The 11868-nt window shown below is 49.2% G+C and carries 12 protein-coding genes and 1 pseudogene; all 13 read left to right on the top strand.

From position 1 onward, the window contains the following. A pseudogene (locus tag ACP5KC_RS05925) lies at nucleotides 1-504 on the top strand (hypothetical protein); the annotation flags it as partial. Between the two features lies 1 nt (nucleotide 505). Further along, nucleotides 506-1798 carry a complex I subunit 5 family protein gene (locus ACP5KC_RS05920; RefSeq protein WP_428286962.1) on the top strand — a complete coding sequence of 431 codons (1293 nt, stop codon included), beginning with the start codon at nucleotides 506-508 and terminating at the stop codon, nucleotides 1796-1798. Between the two features lie 123 nt (nucleotides 1799-1921). After that, complete coding sequence (gene ndhC / locus ACP5KC_RS05915) at nucleotides 1922-2263, top strand: NADH-quinone oxidoreductase subunit A (protein WP_424739072.1); 342 nt, start codon at nucleotides 1922-1924, stop codon at nucleotides 2261-2263. 9 nt (nucleotides 2264-2272) lie between these two features. Next, nucleotides 2273-2791, top strand: a complete 519-nt coding sequence (locus ACP5KC_RS05910) for an NADH-quinone oxidoreductase subunit B (protein ID WP_191118407.1) — start codon at nucleotides 2273-2275, stop codon at nucleotides 2789-2791. Beyond that, nucleotides 2769-3248 carry an NADH-quinone oxidoreductase subunit C gene (locus ACP5KC_RS05905; protein ID WP_428286961.1) on the top strand — a complete coding sequence of 160 codons (480 nt, stop codon included), beginning with the start codon at nucleotides 2769-2771 and terminating at the stop codon, nucleotides 3246-3248. The genes ACP5KC_RS05910 and ACP5KC_RS05905 overlap by 23 nt, the downstream gene beginning before the upstream one ends. Further along, a complete protein-coding gene (locus tag ACP5KC_RS05900) occupies nucleotides 3232-4449 on the top strand; it encodes an NADH-quinone oxidoreductase subunit D (protein WP_052884101.1) in 1218 nt (405 codons plus the stop codon). Before ACP5KC_RS05905 ends, ACP5KC_RS05900 begins: the two co-directional genes overlap by 17 nt. 5 nt (nucleotides 4450-4454) lie before the next feature. Then, nucleotides 4455-5477, top strand: coding sequence for an NADH-quinone oxidoreductase subunit NuoH (gene nuoH / locus ACP5KC_RS05895; protein ID WP_424739075.1), 1023 nt, complete (start codon nucleotides 4455-4457; stop codon nucleotides 5475-5477). Further along, nucleotides 5470-5946 (top strand): NuoI/complex I 23 kDa subunit family protein, encoded by a 477-nt coding sequence (locus ACP5KC_RS05890; protein ID WP_052884100.1) that lies wholly within the window; start codon nucleotides 5470-5472, stop codon nucleotides 5944-5946. Before nuoH ends, ACP5KC_RS05890 begins: the two co-directional genes overlap by 8 nt. Then, nucleotides 5933-6430, top strand: a complete 498-nt coding sequence (locus tag ACP5KC_RS05885; RefSeq protein WP_052884099.1) for an NADH-quinone oxidoreductase subunit J family protein — start codon at nucleotides 5933-5935, stop codon at nucleotides 6428-6430. The genes ACP5KC_RS05890 and ACP5KC_RS05885 overlap by 14 nt, the downstream gene beginning before the upstream one ends. Then, nucleotides 6427-6735, top strand: a complete 309-nt coding sequence (locus ACP5KC_RS05880; RefSeq protein ID WP_052884098.1) for an NADH-quinone oxidoreductase subunit NuoK — start codon at nucleotides 6427-6429, stop codon at nucleotides 6733-6735. The genes ACP5KC_RS05885 and ACP5KC_RS05880 overlap by 4 nt, the downstream gene beginning before the upstream one ends. Next, on the top strand, nucleotides 6728-8239 hold the full coding sequence (locus ACP5KC_RS05875) for a complex I subunit 5 family protein (protein WP_273432987.1): 1512 nt from the start codon (nucleotides 6728-6730) through the stop codon (nucleotides 8237-8239). Before ACP5KC_RS05880 ends, ACP5KC_RS05875 begins: the two co-directional genes overlap by 8 nt. 18 nt (nucleotides 8240-8257) lie before the next feature. Next, entirely contained in the window at nucleotides 8258-10327 is a 2070-nt protein-coding gene (locus tag ACP5KC_RS05870) for an NADH-quinone oxidoreductase subunit L (protein ID WP_428286960.1), read from the top strand. A 1-nt stretch (nucleotide 10328) separates the two neighbouring features. After that, entirely contained in the window at nucleotides 10329-11699 is a 1371-nt protein-coding gene (locus ACP5KC_RS05865; RefSeq protein ID WP_052884096.1) for an NADH-quinone oxidoreductase subunit N, read from the top strand. Nucleotides 11700-11868: the final 169 nt, after the last annotated feature.

The following is an 11868-nucleotide window of genomic DNA, read 5'->3' as shown; positions in this document are numbered from 1 at the left end:
TATCTGCTAGCGTTCACGATCTCTCTTCTCTCCTCTCTATATATATTCAGGCTTTACTTTAGGCTCTTCAAAGGCGCTCCCCGTAAGAAGATGCAGGAGCACAACCCGGCTATGATAGTTCCCATCATAGTCCTATCTATTCTCACCTTCACAGGTATATTGATTTTAACTCAAGCCTCCCGAATGCTAGGTGTAGCGGCTGAGTTTGCCGAGCTAGACCCCAGCGCCCTGTTAGGATTGGGATTAGGTATTCTAATAGCTTATTACCTCTGGGGGAAGGACTCTTACACGTGCGTGTATGTCAGGTCAGTCTATAAGCCTCTCGCACAGATTGCCGATAAGGGCTTTTACATAGACGAAGCCTACAGCATTATAGCATCTAAAGCAATCAATTTAGCATCGGACCTTTCCCGCAAGCTACAAACAGGTATACCCTCCATCAACACACTGTGGCTAATCGGGCTCTTGCTCGTTATCCTACTTATAGTTATGGGGGTGATGTAGATTGCTCGAGGAAGCATTGATCAATATCGGCCTATGTGGCGTTCTACTATTCCTGGTGGTCAGGCTACTACCACAGAGATTTAGGAAACCGGTTTCCAAGACAATGGCGGCAATCCTACTCTTAATCGTACTGTGCCTATCACTCTCCGAGAGAAGTCCAGTAGGACTCATAGGTCTTACATCCTCGCTTATAGGAATCGCGGCAGTTGTGACTGGGTATTCTCTCATCGAAGAGGACGTATCGACTCATAACCTGTTAATTCTTGTCCTATGCGTTTCCTCTATACTGATAACTCACACGAAAGATTTAGTAAAAGTCTTCCTTGAGTGGGAAATCCTGAGCACTGCGGTTGTCTCCCTGACAGCATACCATAGGAATAAGGAGGGCGCTGAAGCCGCACTTAAATACCTAATGCTATGCGGAGCTGGAACGGCTCTAGCGCTAATAGGGATAATTCTTGTATTCATAGAAACTGGGTCAACTTCAATACACTCTGTCCCCTCATCTAGCATATTAGCCAAGATTTTCCTCCTTCTAGGTTTCGGGACCGAGGCCGCCTTATTCCCGTTACACTTTTGGCTCCCGGACGCCCACATGGCTGCGCCAAGCACTGCAAGCGCAGTATTGTCAGGTGTGGTTATCGAGTCAGCAGCAATCCTAGTCTATAGACTGGTATTCGGCGAAGAATTAATACGCTACATAGTACTACCTCTCGCACTAATAGGTGCGTTCATAGGAAATCTTTCCGCATACAAGCAGGATGACCTCAAGCGTCTACTGGCATTCAGCAGCTTTGCAAATGTAAACTATATCTTGCTGGCATGGGCTACCGGCAACAACCTGGCGACGGTCTACGCATTCCTACATGTATTCGCGCACGGTCTCCTAAAATCAGCCCTCTTCATAGTTTCCGGTGTTTTGCTAGCCGAATATGGAACACGCCATCTCTCAAAGCTCTATGGAGTGGCCTCGAAGAACAACGTGCTAAAGTTCACGGTTATTCTAGCCTCTCTGGGACTCACAGGAGCTCCTCCACTATTAACATTTTGGAGTGAGCTCTACATGGGTGTCGGGCTCTTCCAATTCAATGTTCTAGTAGGGCTTGGCTTCATGTTTTCAATCATAATATCTTTCGCCTATTACTTCCGCATCTTCTACACCCTTGCCAGCGGCTCCAACGATGCTGTGCATCTAAGACACAGAGTTGCATTGCTTACAAGTTTCCTATTAGTGCTCTTCAGCCTTGTCGCATTCATTTTCTGTCCGACGATAGTATCCTATTTTGGTCTTTAGCACTCTAAAATTTTTTGGTAATTTTTACAAAAATGTAAAATTCGCGCTTGATATATTCAACAAGCATAATATTTATAGTAATTTCTCGGAAGAATATACTGGTGAACAGCTCTGGGCCCCGCCTTGACACTGCTCCTAGTCGTCATCCTGGGGATATTAGCTGGACTTCTCGTTATACTCTTAGCGCTTCTCCTCGAGCGAGGTCCTGCGAGACCCTTTAAAAGGTTACGCTACGAGGCAGGTAATCCTCCAAAGGGTGAGGCTAAGAAACGTATCCCCTTCCAGTACTACGGGTATCTAATTCTCTATCTTGGTATAGAACCCCTAATAATTCTCCTCTACCTTCTCCCATTCTCTAATCTTCAACAAGGATTGGTAATAGTAGGGGCCATGCTACTGGCAGTCATCCCGGTTGTTTGGTGGGGGCTCAAGCTGGCGGATGAGATAAGTTTATGGCGAATCTAGGTGTAATTCATGTCCTGTCCCTTCAGCATGCTATTAATCGGGAACCTTGACCATACAGCTCGCCGTGCAGCTCAATGGCTTGTCGAGAAGACCCCCATCCGTTCTCTGCGGGACTGGGCTATTTCCTTCAGCCTCTGGCCCGTGCACTTTACGACCTCGTGCTGTGGAGCAGAATTCGCAGCAGCCTCTGCCCCTAGGTTTGACGCGGAGCGTTTTGGTTTTCTGCCTTTTAACTCTCCCAGGCAGACAAATCTACTTGTTGTAGAGGGGACGCTTACAAAGAAGATGGGTGAGGCCGCCAAGATAGTATATGACCAGATGCCCTCACCCAAGTTCGTGATAGCCATGGGAGCCTGCGCTATAGATGGAGGCCTATTCTACAACAGCTATAACATTGTTAGGCCAAAAGACATCCTCCCAGTTGAGCTCTATATACCTGGCTGCCCGCCTAGGCCAGAGGCAGTTGCCCGGGCGGTGATCATGTTACAGGAAAAGGTGAGGAAGGGTGAGTGGAGGAGAGAAGGTTAAGGTCTTAGAGGAAACCTTCACCCGCCTGGGGGTACAGGTCTCTGTCCTCGACAGGAGGGTAAGAGTCATAGCCCTCCCTGAGAGTCTCCGGAGGGTAGCCGAAGAAGCCATCAGTCTTGGATTTGACCATCTGGTTTCCATCGAGGGTATAGACTGGCCGCAGAACAACACGATCGAAGTAGTCTATCACGCTGAAAGCTATAATGATGATCTAAGATCGTTGCTCTTAGAAATACGTGTAAGAGTCCCACGTGATAATCCTAGACTAGAGAGCCTTATAGATGTTTGGCCCAACGCGATACTACTGGAGCGTGAGACCTGGGAGATGCTAGGGGTAGTATTTGAGGGAAACCCTGATCTCAGACACCTGCTACTACCCCCGTGGTGGTCCGAAATACCCCCGCTCCGCAAGGATTATAAGGTGCAAGAGGAGGGTATCTATGTCGACCTCGAGTGAAAACGGCGTTGTTTACAGTAGGCTCATCGCCAAGGAGGGAGACGAGTCCATCTATGAGCTCTTCATAGGTCCTCAGCATCCCTCCTCAGGGCACATGCGCTTCATAGTCCGCCTCGAAGGAGATATAATCGTAAGTGTGGATCCGGACATAGGCTACGTACACAGAACAATGGAAAAACTGGCTGAAGGTAGAGAGGTCATAAAAGCTATACCTCTTCTAGAGAGAATGACAATAATAGACAGCCACAACGTCACATTAGGCCTAGTTCTCGCATTGGAAAAACTCCTCGACGTAGAGGCGCCACCAAGGGCCCAATACTTGCGTGTACTCCTGTCCGAGATTAACAGGATCTCAAGCCACCTCTACGGCTTAGGAATCGCCGGCATAATGCTAAATCATTCAACGATGTTCATGTGGGCCTTCGGCGACCGTGAGGTGTGGATACAGCTCGCGGAAGATCTCACGGGCGCTCGACTAACCCATACGTACAGCGTTCCAGGAGGGGTAAGGCGCGACATGCCTCAGGCGTTTCCCGAGAGGGCTGAGAAGGCTATAAGGTACATGGAGAGAAGACTAAAAGACTACATGGAGATTTTCCTCGATAACCCTCAGGTCAGATCCAGGTACGAGGGGGTAGGGGTCTTAAAGAAGAGCGAGGCTAGCAGGCTTGGCATAGTAGGTCCAAACCTCCGCGCAAGCGGTGTAAAGTACGATGCACGTCTTGCCGAGGGATACGCAGCTTACCCTGACCTTGAGTTTGAAATTCCTATGCGTGAAGACGGCGATTGCCTTGCCAGGATGCAGGTCAGGGTAGAGGAGATAAGGCAGAGCATGAGCCTTATAAGACAAGTAATTAAGAAGCTCCCGCAAGGCCCTATCTTTGCTGAGAAGTATACGCGTCTGCTCCCACCAGCCATAAGACAGCAGGTTGCACAGACAGGCCAAGTCAAGTTTCCCGGAATCTTTGCCTCTCTCAAACTCCCCGAAGGGGACGCCGTAAGCAGGGTCGAAATGGGGCACGGCGAAATATTCTATCACGTTACCGGTGCGGGCAGCACTAAACCTTACAGGCTAAGAGTAGTGACACCCAGTTTCCGCAACGTGATCCTCTTCCGCTACCTTATGCCCGGTCACAGGTTTATGGATTTCCCAGCCATTTATGGTAGTCTCGACTACTTCCCGCCGGAGGGTGATAGGTGAGGGTTATGAATATTGAAGGAATAATCACATGGTTATTGAAAATAGTACTAAGCCCACAGGTCTTCGCCCCGATAGTCTTTCCAGGGCTTTTAACGGCTCTCATGGTCTTACTCATCATAATCTGGGCTGAGAGGAAGATTGCAGCCAGGGTACAGATGCGCGTAGGCCCTCTTTATGTTACCAGGAGGCTGGGAGGAGTTTTGCAGATGTTAGCAGACGGAGTCAGATACATGTTTCAAGAATTTATAATTCCAGACTCTGCTGACAAGACTCCCTTTGTAGTTGCACCGGTTATGGCTCTAACACTCGCCATAGTTCCCTTCGCATTTATACCCTCTGCCCCGGGCTTCGTACCCATAAAGTCTCAGTACTCTCTGCCCGCCGTCCTGGCCCTGATATCCACTATACCGCTTTCCGTAATGCTCATGGGCTGGGCCTCTAACAATAAATTCGCCATCCAGGGCGCTGTAAGGGAGGCCTTTATGGGGCTAGCATATGAAGCCGTCGTCTTCCTTAGTGCTCTCGCAATGGGCCTTCTATACGGGACTCTTGATCTCGAAGAGGCAGTCACGAAGCAGTGGCTACCAGGACTACTTCTCAACCCTATTGCAGCCTTTACGTTCTTTGTCGGGATGGTGATGAGTGCAGGCAAGTTGCCCTTCGACATCGTCGAGGGTGAACAGGAAATAGTTGCTGGACCCTACGTGGAGTATAGTGGTATTATTTTCGGTATAGGGATGGGGCTTGCATACCTTAAGCTCTATTCTCTCACTCTGATATACAGTATACTCTTCCTCTCAGGCTGGAACCCCGTTATAACACCGCTATACTCCATTTACCCGGGATTGGCAGGAATATTCTTGTTCATCAAATCATTCCTTCTGATGTTATTCATAGTGTTCCTTCGAGCGGTTTACGGGAGGTACCGGCTCGACCAGGCTTTAAGGGCGGGGTGGAGGGTTTACCTTCCCCTATCACTTATCGCTGTTCTCCTATCAATTTTCTTAAGGGTGGTGAATATTGTCTGAACCTATTGAATCGTTTGGTAAACATTTAAAGGCCATAAAGACGGGTCTAAAGTACCTTATATCACCGAATCGCATTACAGTGTACTATCCAGAGGAGTACATAGAGCTTCCGACGGGTTATAGAGGGTTAATAAGGTATTACCCGGAGAAGTGCATCCAGTGCAGTCTCTGCGCCATGATTTGTCCAGCTGGCGCGATGAAGATGTATCGTACCCGTGAGGACAAGAAGGGGAGGCCAGGCGTGAACTATCAGCGCTGTATTTTCTGCGGTTTCTGCGTTGACATTTGTCCTCAAAACGCTTTGGAGATGACAAAGGTTCACGACGTAGCTTTCAAACAGCTAGAAGAAATGATTTTCACTCCTGAAAAATTCTCGCAAGAGCCCGTATCCCCAGTAGTCGCTGAGGGGGCCAAAAAACTGAAAACAGTAATAGATGAGGAGAGGGGGTTGAGACATGAGCCTGCCTAGTGGCGTAGAATTAAGCTTCCTGTTGAGCTCCCTAGCAGCTATATTCTCTGCAGTATATGCGGTCAAGTCGGAAGAAGACTTTTACGCCGCTATACTTTTAGGTGTTACAGGCCTCTCGACCGCATCACTGATAGCGCTCCTTGGCTACGGCTTCATAGGTGTTTTTCATGCATTAGTCTACGTGGGGGCAACAGTCATGTTCGTAGTCTTCGGAGTAGTTCTAATAGGTCGCACGGCAGGCCTCGAGAAGAAAGCCTTACTCCCAGCACTCTTAACCTCTACGTTGTTGGCCGCATCTCTTCTAGCGCTATTTTTCGAAGTTCAGAGATATACGATAAATGTAGTGAACCTGGATCTTGAGCGCTTGGGGGAGTATCTCTTCCATCAAAACCCCCTCGCAATAATATTCCTTACGATTTCCTTGGCAGTCCTGATAGTTTCCGGTATCATGTTGGCCTCTGGTGATGAGGTGGGTAACACATGATCATGGAGTCCCTACTTGTCGTTTCAGCTATTCTAATACAGGCCGGTGCTTTTGGAGCCATCTCGAGCAGGAGCGCGGTGAAGGTGTTAATTTCGCTTGAGGTCATGTTTAACGGGGTGCTTCTAGCCGTCCTGGCTTTATCAACGAGGAGCCCCGAGCTGGCCTCTTCTCTTGCTATTCTGGCAATATCACTCAGTAGTGTTGAGGTGGGAGTATTGGTTTCTATTTTTGTTCTTTTATTTAGGAGGCTTAAACATGTGGATGTTTATCAGGTTCCTGGTTTAAGGGGTGAGGAGGTTGAGTAGCATACCCTTTTTATGGATAGCGTTGTTATCCCCGTTAGCGTCGGCTTTGCTTATACTTTTCTTTAAAGATAAGAAGATCACAGCGCTATTGGCCTCCGGCTCTTTATTTGTCTCGGCGGGAAGCCTGCTAGCCGCCTACGTTATTCATGCGGCAAGTAGACCATGGAGTGATCCTCTAAGCCTCAACGTTGTCGGGCTAGGAACGTTCGGTCTACTCCTCGACGCACCATCGTTCCTCGTGGCCTTCTCCATAGCGGTAACAACGGCTCTAATAGCACTTTACAGCCTACCCTACATGCATCACCGCTACGAGGAAATGAAACACGAAGGAATTAGTCCTCCTGGATGGCGTTCCTACTACTTCTTGTTCCAGCTTTTCTCGCTGGCCATGATAGGAACAGTTCTCTCTACAAACATTATTGAATTCTATGTCTTCCTAGAACTCACACTCATACCCAGCTTTCTCTTAATAGCCTTCTACGGTTATGGCGACAGGATAAGAATAGCGATCATGTACCTATTATGGACCCATGTAGGCGCACTACTGTTCCTGATAGGTGCTCTTACAGTGGGGTTCCAGAAGGGATTCGACTTCATAGATATGACGAGTGGATATAAACTGGGAATGGGTGAAGGAATAACTCTAGCCGTCTATGCCTTCTGGCTCATGATCATCGGCCTATCCGTTAAGCTTGCAGTCCTTGGTGTACATATGTGGCTTCCCTACGCACATGCGGAGGCCCCCACACCGATCTCAGCACTCCTAAGCCCTAACCTCATCGGTCTAGGCGCAGCCATGATGTTCAAAATAGTTTACGTAGTTTTCCCTAACACCTTCGCGTCAAACAGCCCACTCCTTGCCGTATGGGCTTTAGCCACAATAATATATGGTGGTCTCATGGCCCTAAACCAGACAGACTTCAAGAGGCTTCTTGCTTACAGCAGTATATCACAGATGGGCTATCTATTGCTAGGACTCTCATCAGTCACGTCTTACGGATTCGCAGGCACATTTCTACACTATATGGTTCATGCGTTCGGGAAAGCAATCCTCTTCGGGGTCGCTGGGATAATTATAGTCACATACCATGGCCTTAGGGACATCACCAAAATGGGAGGGTTAGCCGAGAAAATGCCGTATACTGCTGCGCTAGCGCTTCTCGGCTTCATGCATATAACAGGCATACCTCCCACGGCGGGCTTGTGGAGCGAGTACCTTATAATCCGTGGGGTTGTTGAAAAAGCCCTTGGGCTTGGCACGGCCTGGTACGTCGGAGTAGCCGTTGCACTCTTAATAGGCATAGGTCTCTCGACAGCTTATGCCTTCCTCACGATGAAGCGAGTCTTTTACGGCTCGTTAAAGGTGGGCAACGCCCACGAGGCGGTAAGCCAGCTCTTGGTTCCTCTAGTTATCCTTGCTGCCCTCGGAGTACTCTCATTCCTTTTAGCCTCACCGCTGATCGACCCACTGGTAACCCAGCTCTCACAGATAACGCCGCATTAGAATCAGGGGTGAAGCGAGTTGACCGAAGCACTCTTGCTTGCATGGCTCGGCCCTTACATTGCGACCTTCATGGTATTGATTCTCTCAAAGGCTTCCTGGAAGGCTAAATCAATAATAGCCATCACGGGCATCCTGTCCTCAGCTCTGGCATCAACCCTCGGCCTCTTAGAATTACTCACGGGCCACGAGCCACACTTGTCCTACACCTGGATCAAAACACTTGGCGTCAATGTAGGCGTCTATTTCGATGGGCTCTCAACACTCATGGCACTAGTCGTCTCCTGGCTCAGCTTCCTGATAGCCGTTTACAGCTATGAATACATGAGGGGAGAGGGAGGGGAGACCAGATACTGGATCTTTTTCACCTTCTTCGTGGGAAGCATGATGCTCCTCATCCTCTCAGACAATCTTCTAGCTATGTTTGTAGGCTGGGAGGGTACGGGTTTAGCAAGCTACGCTCTTATAGGGCACTGGTTCACAGACGAAGAAGAAAGATGGGTAGGAGATCCAGGAAGGAAGGCCCTCGGGATACCGATGTGGTTTGAGCCAAGCCACTCTGGTCTAAGAGCACTCACCTTTACAAGGATAGGCGACGTCGGAATGATCTTTGGCATAGCCACGCTCCACACTTTACTAGGGACAACGCTTCTTTCAGAAGTTTCTAAAGCTACCTGGGCCTCTAGGCTCTTCACTGCGGGTGTATTGCCAGCTTTCCTATGGCTTCTCTTCCTAGGTGCGATAGCGAAAAGTGCCCAGTTTCCCTTCCACGAGTGGTTGGTGACGGCTATGACCGGTCCCACCTCAGTAAGCGCCCTTATACACGCAGCCACGATGGTCAAAGCCGGCGTCTACTTTCTACTACGCTTCGCACCCTTCCTAGTTGCCGCACACCTAGCCCTGAACGCTATAGGAGCCCCCAATATCATTCCATCCTTCTTGGAGAACATCGCGCTTCTCGGCGCATTCACAGCATTCATAATGGCTACAATGGCTATCGTCAGCAGAGAGCTAAAGCTCGTACTAGCGTTTTCCACCGCCAGCCAGCTCGGCTACATGTTCCTGGGCGTTGCCGCTGGAACACTAGCCATTGGCTCCCTGGGGGGACTATCATCAGGGTTCTCGCACCTTATGAGTCACGCTGTATTCAAAGCCGCGCTTTTCCTTGCTGCAGGCGCGGTGATACATGCTGTTCACAGCAGGTTTATAGACGACATGGGTGGACTAGCAGCATCCATGAAGCTTACTACTATTGCATTCCTCTTAGCAGCTTTGAGCCTCTCCGGCATCCCTCCCTTTGCCGGGTTCTGGACCAAAGATGAAATAATTCACCTAACAGCAGAGGATGGATTAGTCATTCCAACAATCCTAGCAGTCACAACAGCTGGCCTGACAGCAATCTATACAGCTCGTGTATTCGCTAGAGTGTTCACGGGCCCTCCAAAGTCCGAGCATGTCCATGAACCCCGTCCTGCAATGTTAGTACCTTACCTATTTCTCGGCGTTCTCAGCCTTCTCCTCGGCCTCGCATGGCCTATTCTAAACACTGGAATAGAAGGCCTCTTGGAGCACACGCTTGGGGTTCAAGGACAACTAAGGTTGACAGAGCATACCGGGATTTCGGGAGCCACGGAGGCAACCCTAACCTTAGCCCTGGGTGGTTTTCTCGTTGTTTTGTACCTATACTCTTCCAAGAAATGGACTCCCTATCCCCGTATTCAGGCAAGCAAGCTTTTATCATCCCTGCACGGCTTCCTCTACGACAGGTGGTACCTCAACGCTGTCTATTACAGGACAATAGTGGCCGGATTCCAAGCCCTGTCAAGCTTCACGTCGAAATATATAGACAGGGGAGTAATTGACACATTCTATCACAGGGTACTGCCCGCGTCCTTCATCGCTCTCTCTACTTCAACGAGACTCATTGAGTCAGCATATGACGCGATCCTGCACGTGAAGCTTGTAAACGGCTTCAAGGCACTTTGGTCTGGCTTCAAGCAGATGCAGACAGGGCGTGCCCCACACTACCTCATCTATTTCTGGCTCGGCTTCTCGATAATCCTTCTTATCATAATCCTGTGGGTGATCTAGTATGACGACGGAGCTCCTCCTTGCAAGCATCATCGTGCTTTTCTCGAGTATGCTCTTAACGCTCTTTCTTGAAAGAAAACATAACATATCCTTCACTATAACCATCATTTCCCTAGGCTTAGCCTCGATTTTAAACGGGATATCACTACTCAACCCACCTTCGCAGCCCATCGGAGAAGTTTCCACAGATGCCTTCTCGCAAGCACTTCTCCTTATAGCTCTATTAGACATGATAATTGCTTTGATAGGATTCCGCGACCCGTCCCGTGAATACAAGCATCCAGGCGGCTTATTCCTGCTCGTTGCAGCCTCTGTTTTAGGATTATTGGGAATCGCATGGTCGGGAAGCATACTCATGCTCTTTGCGTCATGGATGCTCTTCTCCGTCTCAAGCTACGCCTTGATGGCCATCCCGCGCGATGGTTTCTCAGCTAGTGGGGCCGCCAAGTACGGGCTGATGGGCCTTGCAGCTACCAATCTTTTCCTGCTCTTCCTTGGAATACTTGTATCCTCCACGGGGACCCTATCACTCTACACACATACACCCCTAGCTATAACCACAGCTCTGGGACTCATGACGCTAATACTAGCATCTGTTGGCTTCAAAATTGGTGTCTTCCCATTCCATGCTTGGCTGCCAGATGCCTATGGCTACGCGGATCCTCTACCAATCTCAGTTATAGCGCCTCTCTCCAAGACTGCTACTGTTCTAGTTCTTTACAAGTTGTCAGTTACACTCATTCCTAGCGCTAGAGATCTCTGGACTCTTCTATTCGGCACTATGGCTGTTCTGACAATGACGTATGGGAATATAACTGCTCTACTACAGCCAGGCCTCCAAGGACTCTTAGCCTACAGCAGCATTGCTCAGGCTGGATACCTCTTGATAGGCGTAGCTTCCCTGGCAATCCAGGGAGGCGAGACTCATCGATACGCGCTCTACGGTCTCGCCATACAGCTCCTGGCTTACTCTTTGGCCAAGACAGGCCTATTCCTCTTCGCAAAAACTCTCAGGAAGAAAGAAGGGAGACCAATCCTGCTTAACGAGCTCGGCGGTCTCGGACAAGTTGACCCCCTCCTATCCGCATCGGTTGCCATTCTAACTCTCAGCCTCATGGGAATGCCTCCTCTGACCGGCTTCTGGGGGAAGCTTTATCTGTTCCTCGCGCCAGCGTCACAGGCTCCCTGGCTGACAGGCCTAGCGCTTCTCAACACGGGCATAGCTGCAGCCTACTACGTACGCCTTATTAAGGCGTTATACTGGGGTAAAGGAGAGCCCAAGCCGTCTTACCCTGCAACCACAGCTGCTGTAAAGATTCTAGCTGTCCTTACGTTGATAACTGGTGTTATTCCATTTATACTAGGGCCTTGAAGAAGAATTTTTTAAAAAATAGTGTGTTTTTAAAGGTATTTAATCTTTTCAGAGTATTTTTCTATATATCTTTTATTTCTCTCATCTCCACCGGGAACATTTGCGCTCATCCATACTTCGGGCTCCAGGCCCCTCTCAAGAAGCTTTTCTACCACGCGCGCAGCGATTG

Source organism: Infirmifilum sp. (assembly GCF_049970975.1).
Taxonomy (GTDB): domain Archaea; phylum Thermoproteota; class Thermoprotei; order Thermofilales; family Thermofilaceae; genus Thermofilum; species Thermofilum uzonense.
This window is presented reverse-complemented; position numbering and strand designations above follow the sequence as displayed.

Coding starts and splice junctions, on each gene's coding strand:
- ACP5KC_RS05885 (WP_052884099.1), top strand. CDS start 5,933: ATGAGCCTGCCTAGTGGCGTAGAATTAAGCTTCCTGTTGAGCTCCCTA.
- nuoH (WP_424739075.1), top strand. CDS start 4,455: ATGAATATTGAAGGAATAATCACATGGTTATTGAAAATAGTACTAAGC.
- ACP5KC_RS05865 (WP_052884096.1), top strand. CDS start 10,329: ATGACGACGGAGCTCCTCCTTGCAAGCATCATCGTGCTTTTCTCGAGT.
- ACP5KC_RS05880 (WP_052884098.1), top strand. CDS start 6,427: ATGATCATGGAGTCCCTACTTGTCGTTTCAGCTATTCTAATACAGGCC.
- ACP5KC_RS05900 (WP_052884101.1), top strand. CDS start 3,232: ATGTCGACCTCGAGTGAAAACGGCGTTGTTTACAGTAGGCTCATCGCC.
- ACP5KC_RS05910 (WP_191118407.1), top strand. CDS start 2,273: ATGTCCTGTCCCTTCAGCATGCTATTAATCGGGAACCTTGACCATACA.